We start from the raw sequence: 19,130 nt of genomic DNA, 5'->3' as shown, positions 1-19,130 counted from the left end.
GATAAATTGTGTTGGTACAGATAGCTATTCAAAGTCTGTGCCAACCGGCAATTGCCCATATTTAGCGGGCCTGGTCGCAAATCGCGAGAGGTGTTCTGCGGTAATTTGGTGCGCGGCAGTGTCCGGCGCCCCTTGTTGGTGCCGCTGTTTAAATCGAATAATCGCGCTAGAGAAAATGCAGCAGATGCGTGAGCAGCAGTAACAGCGCCACGAGTTGCCAGAACAACAGCGGGTTGCGCTCCATCATCGGTTGCTCGCTCCTGCGCAGGAATTCCGCCCTGGGTGACTCCAGGTCGCGCACAAATTCCGACAATGCCGGGTAGCGGTTTCTGGGATTCGGTGCACAGGCTTTCTGCAGGGCAGCGTCTATCCAGTCGGGGATGTCATCGCGGTGGCGGCAGGCGCTGACATAGCGCAGGCCGGCGTAGTTTTTTAATTGATAGTGGCGGCTGCCGAAGCGCTCGCGGTAGGGGTAATCTCCGGTGAGCAGTTCGTAGGCGATCACGCCGAGGGAGAAAATATCTGCGCGGTGGGAAGGGCTGTCGCCGAAAAAATATTCTGGCGCCGCGTAGTTTTTACTGCCCGGGGGCGCGGTGTCACTGAGTAGCTGTTGTTCGCGCAGGCCGGGGCCGTCGGCACCCCCCAGATCGATCAGCTTCAGGCGACCATCGCTCCCCACCATGATGTTCTCCGGCTTCAGGTCGCCGTGCACGATTTCCATGCGCTGCAGCCGCCGCAGCGCGCTGACCAGTTGGCCAATGAGGTCGCGCACCTGTTGCAGCGACGGCCGCGGGTGCAGTTGCATCCACTGGCGCAGGTTCTGGCCGTCGACAAATTCCAGCACGTGGTAGAGGAACTGGCGACCGGCCCGGGGCGGGAATGCCCGGACGATGCCGGGGTGGTCCAGTCGGCGGCCGGTCCACTCTTCGGCGACGAAGTGTTCGATATAGGCGGGGTCATCGCAGTAATTGATCGACGGCGTCTTGATGACACGCAGCTCGCCGTTTTGTGTATCCCGCGCCAGGTACAGCTGGCTGCGGCTGCTCGCGTGCAACTCCTGCAGAATCAGAAAGCCGTCGATCCTGTTGCCGGGACGCAGCTCCGGCGGAAAGGGCAGTTGCCGGGTGTGCTGCAGGATGTCGTCGTCACTTGGCGTATCTACGCTTTGAATCCGGCATACGGCCGCGCTCAGGTTGTCGGCGGAGCCGCGGGACATGGCCGCGTCGACCAAGGCCTGGGCGGCGGCATCGCCGCTGTCGCACAGGATATCGGCGATGATTTCTCCCGGCAGGTAATCGTGCACACCGTCGCTGCAGAGCAGGTAGATATCACCGGCCTGCAGTTCCTCGCAGCGATAGTCCACCTCCACATGGGCGTCCATGCCCAGGGCGCGGCTGAGAAAGGTACGGCCCGGCCCGAGGGTGCGGCTGTGGTCGCGGGTCAGGCACTCGAGTCTGTCATCGCGCCAGCGATAGATACGCGAGTCGCCGATATGAATCAGGTGGGCGCAGCTGCCTTTGACGATGACCGCGGAAAAGGTGGTGAGCCAGCCCTGGCGGATTTCCCCGCCGCCGCCCTGGCGGTAAAGCCAGCTGTTCAGTGAGTGCAGCACGCGTGCGGCCGCCTGCTTTACCGGCCAGGTTTCGGGCGTACTGTAGTAGTCGAACAGAAAACCGCTGACCGCAGCGCGTGCGGCCTCTCCGCCGGCCTCGGCGCTGGCGACACCATCGGCCACTACTGCCAGCGCACCCCGGTGGCGCAGCTCGGCGCCCTGCGGCACGCAAACCACACAGGCGTCGTCGTTGTGCTGGCGGCGGCCAGCCGCGGACGCGCTGCGGAAGTCCAGCGAGTCGCATATTGGCGCCGCGGACTCCACGGCCGCTTCGCCGCTGATGGCCGCGGACTCAGGCAACATCGATCAGCGATACGCTGCCATCCGGCAAGACCTCGGCCATCTGTCCCTCGGGTTCCTCCAGTAACAACAGCGCGGCGAAACCGAGTACGGCCGTGGCCGCGATCACCAGGAAAAAGGTCTGATAGGACACCAGGCTCAGTACTGTCAGGTAGAAGACGGCACCGACATTGCCGTAGGCGCCGGTCATCCCGGCGATCTGTCCGGTCAGGCGCCGCTTGATCAGGGGGACCACCGCGAACACGGCGCCCTCGCCGGCCTGCACGAAGAAGGAGCAGGCCATGGCGGCGCCGACAGCGAGATACAGCGGCCACTGGGCGTCGATCAGGCTCATGCTGAAGTAGCCGAGCGCCAGGCCGGCGGTCAGAATCAGCAGGGTCGGCCTGCGCCCGCAGCGGTCGCTGATCAGGCCGCCCGCCGGCCGCGACATCAGGTTCATAAACGCGTAGGCGGAACCCAGCAGGCCGGCTTTGACCGGATCCAGTGCAAAGGTATCGGAAAAAAACAGCGGCAGCATGGAGACCACCGCCAGTTCGGAGCCAAAGGTGGCGAAATAGAGCAGGTTCAGCACCGCGACCTGCTTGAACTTGTAGCGGTGAACCGGCGCGGGCGGATTGGTGAATATTTCGCGATTGATGCTGTAGGTCTTTTTCGCGTCCAGCAGATACAGCAGCGCGAGACTCGCATAGATGATCGCGGCCCAGGTGCCGGAGATAATCCCTACGCCGGCGGACAGCTTCCAGGTCAGCAGTGCCAGCGCCGCGTACATGGGCAGCTTCATGATCAAGAGCAGCACGAAGTCTCCCGGGCTGGTGACTTCCATTGCGCCTATCTTTTTCGGTTTGAAATAGGTGGAGCCCTTGGGCGTGTCGGTGACCGAGCGGTAATAGATGACGCTGTAGATCAATGCCATTGCGCCGGTGAGTCCAATCGCATAGCGCCAGCCCTCGTGTCCAGGAGTGTCACCGCCGAACAGCAGCGCAATCGTCGGCAGGCTCATTGCCGCGGCGGCGGAACCGAAATTGCCCCAACCGCCGTAGATGCCCTCGGCGGTGCCCAGCTGCCTGGCCGGGAACCATTCGGACACCATGCGAATGCCGACAACAAAGCCTGCGCCGATAAAGCCGAGCAGAAAGCGACCCAGTGCGGCCTGCACGAAGTTTTCGGCGAGGGCGAAGATAAAGCAGGGAATGCTGCCGACGGCGAGCAACAGCGAATAGGTCAGGCGCGGACCGTATTTATCGGTCAGCATGCCGATCACGATGCGCGCGGGTATCGTCAGCGCCACATTAAGGATCAGCAGGGTCTTCACCTGGTCTTTCGTCAGGGACAGGCTGTCGGCGATCGCCATCAGCAACGGGGCATGGTTAAACCATGCAAAGAAGGTGATGAAGAAAGCCACCCAGGTCAGGTGAAGTATTTTGATTTTCCCGCGGAAGGAAAACAGGTTCAGGGTATCACTGGACATGTTCATTTCCCCTTGTTGGTAATTTTCCGCGGGCACAAAAAAAGCCCACGGGTGCGGCCTGTAGGCCGCTGCCGGTGGACTTCGTTGTCCGTTTACTGCTTTGGGCGAATTTGGAATTCACCCCTGTCGATCCGCCTGTGAACAGGCTATTGCATCGCGAAATCTCTCGCTCAGTTAATGCTATTCAATTTATGTGCCACTATTTCTGTCGCTGCAGAAATTCCACCGCCTGCTGATACAGGTCGTCGCGAAATACCTGTTCGGTACCTTCAGTGGCCGCAGTGGCCGCAGTGGCCGCAGTGGCCCCAGTGGCCGGCGAAAAGTCGCCACACAGTTCCAGTAGCTGCCGGGCCTTTGCCGCGGTGGGGCGGCCGTGATCGCTGTCGCTGTGGGCGAACAGGTGCCAGCCGGGATTGGCGACCGGCTCGGCGCCGCGGCAGCGGTACAGCCGGTCGCTGAGTGATGGCGCCAGCAGTTCCTCCGGCAGGTCCAGGTAGTCCTGCCTGGCCAGCAGCGCGGTGACATCGCGACGCTGGCCGCACTCTGCCAGCCAGTTGCAGGCCTGCAGCAGCGCGGCGCGCAGGGCCAGATGGGTCGCCGGGTTGGCGTTGTGCCAGCGCTCGGTGACTGCCAGTACTTTTTCCGGCATCGCCGGCAGCAGGCTGTTGCAGGGCGTTGCAATAAACCCAATACCCCGCTGTACGGCCAGGGTGCTCCACGGCTCACCCACGCAGTAGCCGTCGATGTCACCGCGGTCGAGACTGTCCACCATCTGTTCCGGCGGCAGCACGACGATTTGCAGATCGCGGTCCGGGTCTATGTCCGCGGTGCGGAGCCAGTGGCGCAGTTGCAGCGTATGGCTGGAAAAGGGATAGACAGTGGCAAAGCGGATCGGCGCTTCTTCGCGATTGTCGCGGATAAACTGCGCCAGCGCGCGGCCGACCGCCGCGCCATCACAATCCTTTGCGGTCAGGGACAGCCTGCGGTGCAGAGAGGCAGAGAGAGTGATCGCATTGCCGTTGCAGCTCAGGATCAAGCCGCTGACCAGCCTTTCGCTGCACTGGGGCAAGGTCTGTGCGAGCGTCAGTGGCATGGGGGCGAGCATGGCGGCGCCATCGGCGGCTGCGCCGATCAGTTTGTCGCGCAGCGTCGCCCAGGAGGTTTCTCGCTGCAGCGTCACCCTGAGGCCGAAACGGGCAAAAAAGCCCTGCTCCTGGGCGACGATAAGCGGCGCGCTGTCGGTGAGGCGCAGGTAGAGCAGTTTGATATGGCATTTTTCCGGTCTCAGGGGCGTAGACATATTCGACTCAGTTCCCGGGCTGAAATAGGTGAATGATCTGTTCCGCCATGGCGCGCATGGTGGTGTTGCTGTTCATGGCCAGGTTGCGCAGGGCCCTGTGCGCATCGTCCTCGCTGAGGTTTTTCTTGGCCATCAGCAGGCCCTTTGCCCGTTCGATGGCTTTGCGCTCGTCCAGTTGCTGCTGGGTGCGCTCGAGAGAGACACGCAGCTGCTGGTAACTGCGAAACTGGGCCATGGCGATCTCGATTGCCGGCGCCACCCGGTCCGCCGTCAGCCCTTCGGCCATGTAGGCGCTGACGCCTGATTCCACCGCGCGAGTGATGAAGTCGGCATTGCCGCGCGCAGAGAACATCGCCACGGGCGTGGGGGCCTGGCGATTGATGACGGCGAGGCTCTCGAGAATGTCCCGGTCCGGCGATTCGATATCGATCAGTACGATATCCGGGCGATGCTTTTCAACCTGGAACAGCAGTCCCTCGGCGCTGTTGAGGAGCGCCAGCAGGTTGTAGCCGGCCGCTCGCAAGCGCTCGCCCACCATCTGTGCGCGTTGCGGCTGGTCGTCGACAAGCATGATGCCGAGGGGTCTGTTCATTGCTTTGCTGTAGTCATGGTTGCTGCGGTTGCCCGCGGAGACAAAAAAGCCCGGCCCACTCTAGAGTGCAGCCGGGCTTCTCTGCCGATACCAAATTACAATCAAGACTTATGCCAATCATGCAGCTGGCGTGTTAGCGCCGATTAGCTGCGCTTGCCTTTATTCGAAGCGGCGCCTGGGCTGCGCGCCTATGGTGCAGGCCTTTGCCGTGGTGACTGAATTTGGTGCGCATCTTGCCTTGGGGGTTGGTCGGGACCAGAGCACTGGCGGCGGGCAGCTTGCCGGATGAGGTTTCGCGGAGGAACTTGTGGCGCGCATTTCAGCTTGCGGGTGCAAGGGGGCCCATTAGTGACGAGCGGTCGCCTCACCTCCATGAATGACAGTGTTATCTGTTTGTACTAATGCCTGTCGAAATAGGATGCGGGATTGTCGGGCTTTATTCCCCGGTCAATACGCTTGCAGTCTTCTTCGGGGATTAAAATTTTTTCAAAAAGTTACAGCTGCAACTTGGCTGTAAAATATTTTCAATAAAGGTTACAGCTGCAACTTGATCAATGATTTTTTATACAAATTTTGGAGGAAAAGCTTGTCGAGACTGTAGCTTTATTACTTTTTATAGCCACCCCATAAATAACATTAATCACCGGTATCGCTTTGCGGCTCTTTTCAACATTGCGCTGGGGGTTTAAACTCGCTCTCTTTATTAATTGGTCAGGCCAAAAAAATAATAATGTTGAGGTAGTTGTAGCAGTAAATCCATAACAGCAATTGTGAGGGAGCAAAGCGGTGATCATAGCCATACCGAGAGAGACCGCACCGGGGGAGGCGCGGGTAGCGGCAACTCCCGAGAGCGTGAAACGTTTGCGCGATCTGGGTTTTTCCGTCGCGGTGGAAAAGGGGGCGGGCGCGCAGGCCAGCTTTAACGATGAAGCCTACGCAGAGGCCGGAGCCGAAATTCGCGACGACATCAGGCAATGCCTTGATGGCGCCGGTCTGGTGCTGAAAGTGCAGGCTCCCAGCGACGAAGAGCTGGAGCTGATTCCGGAGGGCGCTACACTGGTCGCCTTTCTCAAGCCGGCGCAGAATGCCGATCTTTTACAGAAACTCGCCGAAAAGAAAATTAATGCGCTGGCGGTAGAATCCGTCCCGCGAATTTCCCGCGCGCAGAAAATGGATGCGCTCAGCTCCATGGCTAATATTGCCGGCTATCGCGCGGTTATCGAGGCGGCACATAATTTTGGTCGTTTCTTTACCGGCCAGATCACCGCCGCGGGCAAGATACCGCCGGCCAAGGTGCTGGTGATCGGCGCCGGCGTCGCCGGCCTGTCGGCCATCGGTACGGCCAAGGGCATGGGGGCGGTGGTACGCGCTTTCGATACGCGCGCCGAGGTGCGCGAGCAGGTTGAATCCATGGGGGCGGAATTCCTCACGGTGGAGATCGAGGAAGAGGGTTCCGGCACCGGCGGCTATGCCAAGCAGATGTCGAAGGAATTTATCGACGCAGAAATGGCACTGTTCCGCGAACAGGCCAAGGACGTGGACATCGTCATTACCACCGCGCTGATTCCCGGCAAGCCGGCACCGAAGCTGTGGCTCGCGGATATGGTCGACAGCATGGCCGAAGGTTCGGTGGTGGTGGATCTGGCCGCGGAAATGGGCGGCAACTGCGACTACACGGTGGCCGATGAGAAGGTCGTCAAGAGCGGTGTGACCATTATCGGTTACACCAACCTGCCCAGCCGCGCCGCCACCCAGTCCTCCAGGTTGTATGCAACCAACCTGGTGCACCTGCTCAGCGAACTGGCGCCGGAAAAGAACGGCGAGATCGATATCAACTTCGACGATGAAGTGATTCGCGGCGCGACCGTGGTCAAGGGCGGTGAAATTACCTGGCCACCGCCCCCGCCAAAAATCTCCGCGCAACCGAAACCTGCGGAAAAGAAAGCCGAGCCGGTTACGATTGTCGAGGAAAAAGTCGCGAAGAAAAGGTCACCGCTTTCTTTCCTGCTGTTCTGGCTGGTGGCCGGCAGTCTGTTGCTGTGGCTCGGCAAGGTGGCACCACCGGATTTCGTCTCTCATTTCACCGTATTCGTGCTGGCGATTTTTGTCGGCTGGCAGGTGATCTGGAATGTGACCCACGCACTGCACACGCCGCTGATGAGTGTGACCAACGCCATCTCCGGCATTGTCGTTGTCGGTGCGCTATTACAGGTGGGCGCCACCGGCTCCAGTCTGGTAACCCTGCTCGCCTTCGTTGCAGTGCTGGTGGCCAGTATCAATATTTTCGGTGGGTTTTTCGTTACCTACCGAATGCTGAAAATGTTCCGTCGCTAAGGAAGGAGAAGAGCAATGAACGGTATGATTTCCATGGCTTATCTCTTCTCCGCGGTGATGTTCATCCTGAGCCTCGGCGGACTGTCGAGCCACGAGACGGCGCGGCGCGGCAATATCTACGGCATGGTGGGTATGGCCGTTGCCATTATTGCCACCATCGCCGGTATCGTCGCCGGCGCCTACTGGATGGTTGCCATCGCAATGGCGGTGGGTGCGGTAGTGGGCCTGTCGCTGGCCAAGCGTGTGGCCATGACGCAGATGCCGCAGATGGTGGCGCTGCTGCACAGCTTTGTCGGTCTCGCCGCGGTGCTGATCGGCTGGGGTGGTTTTCTCGATCCGCGGGTGTCCCTCAGCGGTGCCGAGCACATAGTGCACAACACCGAGATCTATCTGGGCATATTTATCGGTGCCATTACGCTGACCGGCTCGGTGATTGCCTTCGGCAAGTTGCAGGGCCTGATATCCGGCAAGCCGCTGATGCTGCCCGCGCGGCACTGGCTGAACCTGGCCGCGATTCTGGCCTGTGTCGTGCTGGGCGCGCTGTTTATTCCCGCCGACCTGAACGCCGGCACCGTGATCAATCTGCTGATCATGACCTCCATCGCGCTGCTGCTCGGCATTCACCTGATCGCGGCGATCGGCGGTGCCGACATGCCGGTGGTGATCTCGATGCTGAACAGCTACTCCGGCTGGGCCGCGGCGGCGACCGGCTTTATGCTCAGCAATGACCTGCTGATCGTGGTCGGGGCACTTGTCGGTTCCTCGGGTGCGATCCTCAGCTACATCATGTGCCGCGGTATGAACCGCTCCTTTGTCAGTGTGATCCTCGGCGGCTTCGGTTCCGACGGCGGCGAGGTCGCTGAAGGGGAGATCGATGGCGAAGTGGTGGCGACCAACTTCGACGAGATGGCGGCGGAACTGGAGGCGGCGGACAGCGTCATCATCGTGCCCGGCTTCGGCATGGCCGTGGCCCACGCCCAGCAGGCGGTCAGTGACCTGACCGACAAGCTGCGCAAGATGGGCAAGACGGTGCGCTTCGGTATCCACCCGGTCGCCGGTCGTCTGCCCGGACATATGAATGTGCTGCTGGCCGAGGCCAATGTGCCCTACGATATCGTGCTGGAAATGGACGAGATCAACGGCGATTTCCCGCAAACCGACCTGGCTCTTGTGATCGGCGCCAACGACACCGTCAATCCGGATGCGGTGGAAAAACCCGGCTCCCCGATCGCCGGCATGCCGGTGCTGGAAGTGTGGAAGGCGGGCAAGGTGGTGATCCTGAAGCGCTCCATGGCCTCCGGCTACGCCGGCGTGGCCAACCCGCTGTTCTACAAGGAGAACGCCCGTATGCTGTTTGGCGATGCCAAGGATAGCCTGCAGAGCGTACTGGGCAAGCTGAGCGGCTAGTGACAGAGTCGCTCGATTGACACCGGCGGCGGTGGTAATCTCCGGGACTTCGACGATCAATAAGAATATGGAGTTCGAAGTCATGGAGGCATACTGCCGTCGTCTGGTTGTTACCGCCTTGCTCTCGCTCGGCACAGTTGCGCTCTCCGCATGCGGTGGTGGCGGAGGCGGTAGTGATAGTTCGAGCAATAACCTTACCAGCGGCGACGATTCCGCTGGCGGCAGTTCGACCGGTGCCTGGGAACCCGGTAATTTCCTGCCCGCATCCACCTATGCCAACCAATGTGTGGAGCCGCGCAGCGGCACCAATCCCGCCACCGGCCAGGCCTACGCCGACCAGCTGGGTTCGCGGCTGGATGAAAATAACTGGCTGCGCTCGATGAGCAATGACCTCTATCTGTGGTACGGCGAGATAGAGGACAAGGATCCCGCCGGTTTCGATGATTCCATCGATTATTTCGAGCAGCTGAAAACCTTTGCTTTGACAGTATCGGGCAGGGAGAAAGACCGTTTCCACTATGCGATTCCGACCAGCGACTGGCAGGCGCAGTCGCAGTCCGGTGTGTATGTGGGCTATGGATTCCAGTGGGCCTTGATCGAGGCCACGCCGCCGCGCAAGGCGGTGATCGCCTATACCGATAACGAGGGCGGGGCAGGGCTGCCGCCCGGTATCGGGCGCGGTGCTGAGGTGTTGAAGGTTGACGGCGTCGACGTGGCCTACGGCGATGATGTGGATACGCTGAACGAAGGTATGTGGCCGTCGGTTGAGGGTGAGTCGCACGTATTCGAGATGCTGCCCCTCGGTGCCTCCGAATCGATCACTTTCAGCCTGACAGCCAGTGCCGTGACTTCCGACCCCGTGCAGAATGTTTCCGTGCTGGACGCGGCCATGGGACGCAAGGTCGGTTACATGCTGTTTAACGACCATATCGCCACTGCGGAATCGGCGTTGATCGAAGCCGTGCAGCAGTTGAAAGCGCAGAGCATCGACGACCTGGTACTGGATATCCGCTACAACGGCGGCGGCTACCTGGATATCGCCAGTGAACTCGCTTACATGATCGCCGGCGATGTGACCCTGGGGCAGGTGTTTGAGCGGCTGACCTTTAATGACCAGCATCCGGAAACCAACCCGGTAACCGGGGAACCGCTGGATCCCACACCTTTCCACGACAAGACGCAGGGGATTGGCAATGTGCAGCCGGACGTGGCGCTGCCGACTCTGAACCTGCCGCGCCTGTTTGTGCTCACCGGGGAGAACACCTGTTCCGCCAGCGAGGCGATCATCAACAGCCTGCGCGGCGTGGATGTGGAGGTGATCCAGATTGGGGCCACAACCTGCGGCAAGCCCTACGGTTTCTACGCGCTGGACAACTGCGGTACCACCTACCTGACGATCCAGTTCAAGGGGGTCAACGCCAAAGACTTCGGCGACTACGCCGATGGTTTCAGGCCCAACGGCAGCTACGGTACGGGAGCAGACCTGCCCGGCTGCAGCATCGCCGACGACTTTACCCACCTGCTCGGCGATGTGAACGAGGCCCGTCTATCCACGGCGATGACCTATATCGAGACGGGCAGCTGCGGCGACGTGCCCGCCAGTGGCTATACCTACTCGCAGGTGGGGGCGCGTCTCTCCGCCGCCAACGGCAGTGTGCCCAAAGAGCCGTGGCGCAGTAACCGGATCATGGTGCGATGATCATGAAGCCAGCTGATTCTCTCTTGCTGACCGCCACCCTGTTATTGCTGACTGCGTGCGGCTCTCAGCCGGCCCTCGGCGATCCGCGGCCGGCGCTACTGCTCGATGCGGGAGCAGAGGTTCGCGCGGAGCTGCTGCGGGTAGTCTCCGCGGCGATGCACGGTGCCCAGGTGACCCTGGCGCCGGATGCACTGACCGAGGAGAGCGTACTGATCGTCGCACGCAAGCCGCAACAGCCCCGGCTCAGCGGGCGGGAATTCGACAAACCGGTAAAGTTTCAGCTGGTGCTGGATGGCGAGGCCTGCTGGCTGGTGCGCCAGGCGGACGGCGAGCGCTGGGTGCTGCGGGGGGCGAGTTGTCGGCCGGAAGTCAGCCTGCAATAAAGGGTGCTGAGAGCGGCCGTCGGGCCGCCCCGGGTGGCGGACTCAACGCAGCAGGTTTGACAGTTTCGGATTGGGCTTCTGCGCCTGGCGGAAGATCAGGGCGATCTTGCCAATCTCCTGAATCAACTCGGCACCGGATTTTTCGCACAGTTCCCCGACTACCTGATGGCGCAATTCGCGGTCGGCCACCATCAGTTTGACCTTGATCAGCTCGTGATCCTCGAGTGCCCGGTTCAGTTCCTCCAGCACGCCTTCGGTCAGACCCTTGCCGGCAACGGTGACCACCGGCTTGAGGTTGTGGCCCAGGGTGCGCAAGGCTTTTTTGCGGTCGGCGGTTAAAGGCATACAATACTCCATTACCACTTTGTGGATATCGATGCGGGAGCGGCCCATGGCCGCGATCGGTCCCGGGCCCTCTGTGACCCTCGATCGCGACCATGGGCCGCTCCCGCAAAAAAGCTGTTGTGATTTTAGGCATTGTACCCGATGGGCCGATCGAAGAGCAGCCACCGCTGGCTGCGTGAACATTTTAACGACCATTACGTCAAACAGTCCCAGAAGGAGGGCTACCGTTCCCGCGCCAGTTATAAGCTGCAGGAACTGCAGGATAAGGACCGCCTGATCAAGCCGGGCATGACCGTGGTCGACCTGGGCGCGGCGCCGGGCGGCTGGTCGCAGGTGGCTGCGGAACTGGTTGGTCACAAGGGCCGCGTGCTCGCCTCCGATATATTGCCGATGGACCCGCTGGCCGGCGTCGAATTCGTGCAGGGGGACTTTACCGAGGAGTCAGTACTTAATGAGTTACTGGATCGCCTGGGCGAAGACAAGGCGGACCTTGTGATTTCCGATATGGCCCCCAATATGAGTGGTATACGCGACGTGGACCAGCCCGCCTCCATGTATCTGGTGGAGCTGGCCGTGGATATGGCGCGCCAGGTGCTGAAGCCGGGCGGGGGGTTCGTCGCCAAGGTATTCCAGGGTGAGGGCTTCGACGAGCTGATCCGCGATTTGCGCGGCAGCTACAACAGCGTCGTGACCCGAAAGCCCGGTGCATCCAGGCCCCGCTCCCGCGAGGTCTATGTGGTGGCGCGGGGCTTCAAAGGCTGACAGTGGTTGAACCGGGGCATTTCTGGCCGCAACCCCTGATATGGTATAAGCGTACCTGTGGCGAAGGCACGGGGGCAGCGGCCTGCGTGCCTATACTGGTGTGAATGCCCGGTGTGGATGGATTTTGAAAGTGAGTGCTAAAGCGAGAGGGCTATCCCTTTGAACGATATGGCAAAGAACCTTGTACTGTGGTTGATCATCGCGGCGGTGCTGCTGATGGTGTTCCAGAATTTCAAACCGCAGTCACGGGATGAGGCTCTCAGCTATTCCGACTTCGTGCAGGATGTGCAGTCGGGCCAGGTAAAGAGTGTGCTTGTTGATGGGCTGATCATCACCGGCGAGAAGGCTGATGGCAGCCGCTTCAAGACCATTCAGCCGCAGATCATCGACGACGAGCTCACCAATGAGCTGGTGCGCAGCAACGTGCAGTTTGTCGGCCGCGAGCCCGAATCTCCCAGCATCTGGCAGCAGTTGCTGGTGGCCAGCTTTCCGATCCTGATTATTATCGCGGTGTTCATGTTCTTTATGCGCCAGATGCAGGGTGGCGCCGGCGGCCGTTCCGGCCCGATGGCCTTCGGCAAGAGCAAGGCACGCCTGCTGGGCGAGGACCAGATCAAGACGACCTTTGCCGACGTGGCCGGTGTCGACGAAGCCAAGGAAGAGGTGCAGGAGCTGGTGGAATTCCTGCGCGACCCCTCCAAATTCCAGCGCCTGGGCGGCAATATCCCCCGCGGCGTGCTGATGTGCGGCCCGCCCGGTACCGGTAAGACCTTATTGGCCAAAGCCATTGCCGGCGAGGCCAAGGTCCCTTTCTTCTCCATTTCCGGTTCTGATTTCGTCGAGATGTTTGTCGGCGTGGGCGCGTCCCGGGTGCGCGACATGTTCGAGCAGGCCAAGAAACAGGCCCCCTGTATCATCTTTATCGACGAGATCGATGCGGTCGGTCGCCACCGCGGCGCGGGCGTCGGCGGTGGTCACGACGAGCGCGAGCAGACCCTGAACCAGCTGCTGGTGGAGATGGACGGTTTCGAGGGCAACGAGGGCGTCATCGTCATCGCCGCCACCAACCGCCCGGACGTGCTCGACCACGCCCTGCTGCGCCCGGGCCGTTTCGACCGCCAGGTGTTCGTGGGCCTGCCGGATATCCGCGGCCGCGAGCAGATCCTCAAGGTGCATATGCGCAAGGTGCCGCTGGACGACAAGGTGAACGCGCAGACCATCGCTCGCGGCACCCCCGGTTTCTCCGGTGCGGACCTGGCCAACCTGGTCAACGAGGCGGCGCTGTTTGCCGCGCGCGCCAACAAGCGCACCGTGACAATGGAGGAGTTCGAGCGCGCTCGCGACAAGATCATGATGGGCGCCGAGCGCAAGTCCATGGTCATGAACGAAAAGGAAAAGGTGAATACCGCCTACCACGAGGCCGGTCACGCCATTATCGGTCGCCTGGTGCCGGAACACGATCCGGTGCACAAGGTCACCATCATTCCCCGCGGTCGTGCGCTGGGGGTGACCCAGTTCCTGCCGGAAGAGGACAAGTACAGCCTGTCCAAGCGCGCTATCGAATCGCAGCTGTGCTCCCTGTTCGGTGGCCGTATCGCCGAGGAGATGACCCTGGGATTGGATGGTGTGACCACCGGTGCCTCCAACGATATCGAGCGGGCCACCGAGCTGGCGCGCAATATGGTGACCAAGTGGGGCCTGTCCGAAAAGCTGGGTCCACTGCACTACGGTGAGGACGAGAGCGGTCAGCCCGGACACGGGAATCCTGTATCGGGCAATACCTCCAATGAGATCGACACCGAGGTGCGTCGTATCATCGACAGCTGCTACGACCGCGCGCGCAATCTGCTGGAAGAGAATCGCGATATTCTCGAGGCGATGAAAGATGCGCTGATGGAATACGAAACCCTGGATGCGGAGCAGGTCGATGACCTGATGGCGCGGCGCAAAGTGCGTCCGCCGCGGGACTGGCACGACAATAACTTTGGCTCCGGTGGCAGCAGTTCCGCCGAAGATTCCGACAGTGGCCATACCGCTGAGGATGCGGACAAGGGCAACCCGGTTGGCGGGCCGCTGAAAGGACACTGATCAATAAATGCTGAATGCGGACAACCCGGCATGACTGCCGGCTTGTCCGCATTTGTCTTTCTGAATCCCTGAATTTTTATGAAGCTCAACTGCGGTAAACATACCCTCGATCTGTCCCGCCCGGTCGTCATGGGAATCCTCAATGCCACGCCGGACTCTTTTTCCGACGGTGGCAGTTACTATGCCGGGGGGGCGCTGAACCTGGATCTGGTACTCCGCAGGGCGGAGCAGATGCTGCGCGAGGGCGCGGCGATTATCGATGTCGGCGGTGAATCCACCAGGCCGGGGGCGGCGCCAGTATCCGAGCAGGAGGAACTGGATCGCGTCGTGCCAGTGGTGGAGGCGATCAGCGCGAACCTGGGGGCAGTGATATCCGTCGATACCAGCACCGCGGCCGTGATCACGGCGTCTGCGGCCGCGGGCGCGGGGTTGATTAATGATGTGCGCGCACTGGAGCGCCCGGGGGCACTGGACGCGGCAGCCGGCACCGATTTGCCGGTTTGTCTGATGCATATGCAGGGGCAGCCGGGCAGCATGCAGCAGGCCCCGCACTACGATGATGTGGTGGCGGAAGTGGGCGCTTACCTGCGCGAGCGGATGCGGACCTGTGAGGAAGCGGGTATTAACCGGGCGCGGCTGATATTCGACCCGGGCTTTGGTTTCGGCAAGACCGACGAACACAATCTGGCACTGTTGCGGCATATGGCGCAGCTGGCGCCTGCGGACATCCCGCTGCTGGCCGGCCTGTCACGCAAGTCAATGATCGGGCGTTTGTTACAGCGCGAGGTGGATGAGCGCCTGCCCGGCAGTCTGGCGCTGGCGATGCTGGCGGCTCAGCGCGGCGCCCGGATACTGCGGGTGCACGATGTCGCCGCGACGGTGGATGTGCTCAAAATGCAGCAGCTAGTGGACAACCCGAATCAATGATGGGCACGCTGCGCTTTGCCCATCCTGCCCATTCTGGCTGGATCGTAGGATGGGCAAAGCGCAGCGTGCCCGTAAAAAGTAGCGAGAGAAGTAAAAAAATGGCGAGACAATATTTCGGCACCGACGGAATCCGCGGTCGCGTGGGTGAGGGGGCGATCACTCCGGACTTTATGCTGCGGCTCGGCTACGCCGCCGGCAAGGTGCTGGGGCAGATGGCCGGCGGCAAGCGCTCCGGGCGCCGCAGCATCCTGATCGGCAAGGACACCCGGGTTTCCGGCTATATGTTCGAGGCGGCGCTGGAGGCGGGGTTGATCAACGCCGGTGTCGATGTCGGCCTGCTCGGCCCCATGCCCACTCCGGCCATCGCCTACCTGACGCGAACCTTCCACGCCCAGGCGGGGATCGTCATCAGTGCCTCTCACAATCCGTACCAGGACAACGGCATCAAGTTTTTCAGCGCTCAGGGCGCCAAGCTGCCGGACCAGGTGGAGCACGAAATTGAGGCGGCGCTGGAGCTGCCGATGGCTACCGCGGCCGACCTGGGTAAGGCCTGGCGCATCGACGATGCCGCCGCGCGCTATATCGAATTCTGCAAGGCCTCCACCCCCTGGGGCTTCTCCCTCGAGGGGCTGAAGATAGTGCTGGACTGTGCCAATGGCGCCACCTATCACATAGCGCCAAAGGTGTTTCGCGAGCTGGGGGCGGAAGTCACGGCCATCGGCGTAAGCCCGAACGGGCTGAATATCAACCTGGAGTGCGGCTCCACCAAGCCCCAGCAGCTGCAGCAGGCGGTGCTGGAGCAGGGGGCCGACCTGGGTATCGCCTTCGACGGCGATGGCGACCGGGTACTGTTCGTCGACAAGCATGGCGAGCTGATCGATGGCGACCAGTTGCTGTTCTTGATCGCCATGCACCGCCAGCAATTCCTCGGGGGATGCAGCGGCGTCGTCGGTACCCTGATGAGTAACTACGGCTTCGAGCTGGCATTGCGCGAGCGGCAAATTCCGTTCGAGCGCGCCAAAGTGGGTGACCGCTATGTGCTGGAGAAGATGCACGCCAACGGCTGGACGCTCGGCGGCGAGTCCTCCGGACATATCATCTGCGCGGATGCCACCACCACCGGCGACGGAATCGTCTCTGCCCTGCAGGTGATGCGCGCGGTTTGTGACTTTGGCGAGCCACTACACGAGCTGAAGGCGCGTATGAATATGCTGCCCCAGCATATGATCAATGTGCGCCTGGCCCACCGTGACGGCGTGCTGGATCACGCGGACGTCAGGGCGGCCGTCAGCGAGGCGGAGGCCCAGCTGGCCGACAGTGGTCGTGTATTGCTGCGGCCTTCCGGAACCGAACCCTTGATCCGGGTCATGGTTGAAGGTCGCGACAGCGCCCTGGTGGAGCGTTTGGCGCAGCAGATATCCGATGTCGTGGAGAGGGTCGGCAACAGCTGACCTGCCGGCGCTGTTTCGGCAGTGAGTCGCCATGTGACAACATTGCCGCGAGCCGCAGATTTCTGGTTGTATGTTGGCGGCAATATCGCTAAGATTTGCGCCCCTTGAAGGAGCACACATGCGTACACCGCTGGTAGCAGCTAACTGGAAAATGAACGGCAGCCGCGAGTTTGCCGAGCAGTTTTTCGCCGCATTTGATATGAGCGGAGTGGGTTGCCAGGTTGTTGTTTGCCCGCCCTTTCCCTACTTGCCGCTGGTGGCGGACAAGGTTGGGAGTGGTGTGTCGGTAGGGGCGCAGAATCTCAGTCAGGAAGCCTCCGGGGCATATACCGGCGAGGTTTCCGCGGCCATGTTGCTGGACTGGGGTGTGGATTACGCGATAGTGGGGCACTCAGAGCGCCGCAGTCTCTACGGAGAAAGCAGCGAGCTGGTCGCGCAGAAGTTTGTCGCCGCCCAGTCGGCCGGGCTGATTCCGATCCTGTGTGTTGGCGAGACTCTGGCAGAGCGCGAAAGCGGTCGTACACTCGAAGTGATTGCTGCGCAATTGCAGGCGGTCACTGATGTCGCTGAGGGCGATATCTGGGCGCATGCGGTTATTGCCTACGAGCCGGTCTGGGCTATCGGTACCGGCAAGACGGCGACTCCGGAGCAGGCCCAAGAGGTGCACCGGTTTATCCGTGAGCGTCTGGGAGAGGCCGGCGCGCCGGTGCGGATACTGTACGGCGGCAGTGTAAAGGCCGGTAATGCCGAGGCCCTGTTCGCGCAGGCGGACATTGATGGTGCCCTGGTTGGTGGCGCTTCCCTGGATGCGGAAGAGTTTGCCAGAATTTGTCGCGCGGCCGGGTGATGACTCGGGCGGCGAAGTAGAAAATACTGAATAACGGGTTCGTTGAACCCCGGTAGAGAGTTTCCAGAAAATGGAAAAGTTGGTTTTAGTTGTACACGTCCTGACTGCGCTCAGCATTATCGGCCTGATTCTGCTACAGCAGGGTAAGGGTGCGGAAGCAGGTGCCTCCTTTGGTGCCGGCGCGTCCCAGACTGTTTTCGGTAGCCAGGGCAGCGGTAACTTCTTTTCGCGCTTGACAGCGATCATGGCAACCGTATTCTTCGTCACCAGCATTGGTCTGGCTCTGCTGGCCAAGCAGGGTGCGGAAGCGGATGTCGATGCCGACCTGCCGCAGGTGCCGGCAGCTATTGAGCAGCCGACTCCGAGCGAGTTGCCGGAAATCGATAGCGACATCCCGCAGCTGGATGCACAGCCTGAAGCGAGTGACGTGCCGGAAATTCCGGATGCGCAGGCACCGGCAGCCGAATCAGAGTCAGAGGAAGTTCCCGCGGAAGAAGGCGCGGACGAGGACCAGCAGTAAGGGTCCATCTAAGTTTTTTGCCCAGGTGGTGGAATTGGTAGACACGCTATCTTGAGGGGGTAGTGAGCTATGCTCGTGCGGGTTCAAGTCCCGCCCTGGGCACCATCTTTCAGGCGTTCGCATATGCGAGCGCCTTTTTTTTGCCGCAAATCCGTGCGGTCCGTCTGCAATGGCTGCTGCCCCGCTCGCACAACCCTGAATCCCGGCTTCGTGATGTCGATGGTGAGTTGGCCGGTGTGGAAGCTGGACTGCGTCACGCTTGTCGGGCTGAAATGCCTCTCATCTTCTACAGTATCTCGCTACTAATTGCGCAGGCGTTCACTTTTTTGGGGTGTTGCAGGTGCCAGGCGGTCCGGTTAACGGCCCCCAAATATCTTCCGTGCAAAAGAAGCTTTCGCCATCGACACAAAAATGCGATGTGCCGGGATGCGCGAGATATGACTTGTCTCACATTTGGCCATACCCGGATTGCAATACAATCCTGCTGACTAAAAGTCCCCTGTTTATAGGCATTTCCCTGCGATCAGTCCGGATCGCGACGTCGCTGGCGTTCATTGTTAAAGGTAGGGTCAGAGGTAAATAGCATGGTTAGATTTCTACAAATAACAATCTTGCTGCTGCTGGCGTCCGTCGGGTACGCACAGGGCGTGAGCCGGGATGACATTCGCGGATTGGATGAGCAGATCCAGGACGTCAAAAAGGATGTGATCGATTTGACGGGCGAGCTTGCGCAGCTGGAGGAGAAATTACTCTTTCCTTCCAATACGCAGGTATCTTTTTTTGTCTCGCTCGCAAATAGCCAGCCATTTGACCTCGAAGCCGTGGAGGTCAAGCTCAATAACGACATTGTTGCCCACCACCTTTATACCTTTCGCGAGATAGAGGCCCTGCAGAAGGGCGGGGTCCAGCGTATCTACACCGGCAATGTGCAGGCCGGTAGTCACCCCCTCGAGGTCAGCTTTATCGGTAAGTCATCGTCCGGCAAGGAGTATCGAGCCAATGCCAGCTACAAGGTGGATAAGGCTGTTGGTCCGAAGTTTGTCGAGATAAAAATTGCCGGAACCGAGTCCGCGATTAACTTCAAGGACTGGTAAA

16 protein-coding genes and 1 tRNA gene are annotated in these 19,130 nt (G+C 60.8%); 12 read left to right on the top strand and 5 right to left on the bottom strand.

The window, feature by feature from the left end; all coding sequences use genetic code 11:
- Positions 1 to 166 precede the first annotated feature (166 nt).
- The 4 genes from BUC36_RS06895 to BUC36_RS06880 form a co-directional block, all read right to left on the bottom strand.
- Positions 167 to 1,915, bottom strand: coding sequence for a bifunctional protein-serine/threonine kinase/phosphatase (locus BUC36_RS06895; RefSeq protein ID WP_084535671.1), 1,749 nt, complete (start codon positions 1,913 to 1,915; stop codon positions 167 to 169).
- Positions 1,905 to 3,380 (bottom strand): NarK family nitrate/nitrite MFS transporter, encoded by a 1,476-nt coding sequence (locus BUC36_RS06890; protein ID WP_200797198.1) that lies wholly within the window; start codon positions 3,378 to 3,380, stop codon positions 1,905 to 1,907. The genes BUC36_RS06895 and BUC36_RS06890 overlap by 11 nt, the downstream gene beginning before the upstream one ends.
- Positions 3,381 to 3,579: 199 nt before the next feature.
- The gene (locus tag BUC36_RS06885; RefSeq protein WP_073273027.1) at positions 3,580 to 4,680 is read right to left on the bottom strand and encodes a CmpA/NrtA family ABC transporter substrate-binding protein; all 1,101 of its coding nucleotides are present in this window, start codon (positions 4,678 to 4,680) and stop codon (positions 3,580 to 3,582) included.
- Between the two features lie 7 nt (positions 4,681 to 4,687).
- Positions 4,688 to 5,272, bottom strand: coding sequence for an ANTAR domain-containing response regulator (locus BUC36_RS06880; protein ID WP_073273026.1), 585 nt, complete (start codon positions 5,270 to 5,272; stop codon positions 4,688 to 4,690).
- 786 nt (positions 5,273 to 6,058) lie between these two features.
- Here BUC36_RS06880 and BUC36_RS06875 point away from each other — a divergent pair.
- The 4 genes from BUC36_RS06875 to BUC36_RS06860 are packed head-to-tail and all read left to right on the top strand — an operon-like array spanning position 6,059 to position 11,095.
- Positions 6,059 to 7,606, top strand: a complete 1,548-nt coding sequence (locus BUC36_RS06875) for a Re/Si-specific NAD(P)(+) transhydrogenase subunit alpha (protein WP_073273025.1) — start codon at positions 6,059 to 6,061, stop codon at positions 7,604 to 7,606.
- A 15-nt stretch (positions 7,607 to 7,621) separates the two neighbouring features.
- A complete protein-coding gene (pntB, locus tag BUC36_RS06870) occupies positions 7,622 to 9,013 on the top strand; it encodes a Re/Si-specific NAD(P)(+) transhydrogenase subunit beta (protein ID WP_073273024.1) in 1,392 nt (463 codons plus the stop codon).
- Between the two features lie 16 nt (positions 9,014 to 9,029).
- Positions 9,030 to 10,712 carry a S41 family peptidase gene (locus BUC36_RS06865; RefSeq protein WP_234994911.1) on the top strand — a complete coding sequence of 561 codons (1,683 nt, stop codon included), beginning with the start codon at positions 9,030 to 9,032 and terminating at the stop codon, positions 10,710 to 10,712.
- 2 nt (positions 10,713 to 10,714) lie between these two features.
- Positions 10,715 to 11,095 (top strand): hypothetical protein, encoded by a 381-nt coding sequence (locus BUC36_RS06860; RefSeq protein ID WP_143186900.1) that lies wholly within the window; start codon positions 10,715 to 10,717, stop codon positions 11,093 to 11,095.
- 42 nt (positions 11,096 to 11,137) lie between these two features.
- Here BUC36_RS06860 and BUC36_RS06855 read toward each other — a convergent pair whose 3' ends face one another.
- On the bottom strand, positions 11,138 to 11,440 hold the full coding sequence (locus tag BUC36_RS06855; RefSeq protein ID WP_073274649.1) for a YhbY family RNA-binding protein: 303 nt from the start codon (positions 11,438 to 11,440) through the stop codon (positions 11,138 to 11,140).
- Positions 11,441 to 11,581: 141 nt separating this feature from the next.
- On the opposite strand from BUC36_RS06855, the gene rlmE reads away from it, so the two are divergent.
- The 8 genes from rlmE (at position 11,582) to BUC36_RS06815 (ending at position 19,129) form a co-directional block, all read left to right on the top strand.
- Entirely contained in the window at positions 11,582 to 12,202 is a 621-nt protein-coding gene (gene rlmE, locus BUC36_RS06850) for a 23S rRNA (uridine(2552)-2'-O)-methyltransferase RlmE (RefSeq protein ID WP_073273022.1), read from the top strand.
- Positions 12,203 to 12,370: 168 nt separating this feature from the next.
- Positions 12,371 to 14,290, top strand: coding sequence for an ATP-dependent zinc metalloprotease FtsH (gene ftsH / locus BUC36_RS06845; protein ID WP_073274645.1), 1,920 nt, complete (start codon positions 12,371 to 12,373; stop codon positions 14,288 to 14,290).
- 78 nt (positions 14,291 to 14,368) lie between these two features.
- Positions 14,369 to 15,217 (top strand): dihydropteroate synthase, encoded by an 849-nt coding sequence (gene folP / locus BUC36_RS06840; protein ID WP_073273020.1) that lies wholly within the window; start codon positions 14,369 to 14,371, stop codon positions 15,215 to 15,217.
- Between the two features lie 98 nt (positions 15,218 to 15,315).
- Positions 15,316 to 16,668, top strand: coding sequence for a phosphoglucosamine mutase (gene glmM / locus BUC36_RS06835; protein ID WP_073273018.1), 1,353 nt, complete (start codon positions 15,316 to 15,318; stop codon positions 16,666 to 16,668).
- Between the two features lie 118 nt (positions 16,669 to 16,786).
- Positions 16,787 to 17,515, top strand: coding sequence for a triose-phosphate isomerase (gene tpiA / locus BUC36_RS06830; RefSeq protein WP_073273015.1), 729 nt, complete (start codon positions 16,787 to 16,789; stop codon positions 17,513 to 17,515).
- A gap of 70 nt (positions 17,516 to 17,585) precedes the next feature.
- A complete protein-coding gene (gene secG / locus BUC36_RS06825) occupies positions 17,586 to 18,035 on the top strand; it encodes a preprotein translocase subunit SecG (RefSeq protein ID WP_073273013.1) in 450 nt (149 codons plus the stop codon).
- Positions 18,036 to 18,054: 19 nt separating this feature from the next.
- Positions 18,055 to 18,140 (top strand) — tRNA-Leu (locus BUC36_RS06820).
- Between the two features lie 479 nt (positions 18,141 to 18,619).
- A complete protein-coding gene (locus BUC36_RS06815) occupies positions 18,620 to 19,129 on the top strand; it encodes a hypothetical protein (RefSeq protein ID WP_073273012.1) in 510 nt (169 codons plus the stop codon).
- Position 19,130: the final 1 nt, after the last annotated feature.

It is taken from the genome of Microbulbifer donghaiensis (assembly GCF_900129095.1).
GTDB classification, from domain to species: domain Bacteria; phylum Pseudomonadota; class Gammaproteobacteria; order Pseudomonadales; family Cellvibrionaceae; genus Microbulbifer; species Microbulbifer donghaiensis.
Note: the sequence above shows the minus strand (reverse complement) of the source record. Positions and strands in the feature narration are given on the sequence as shown.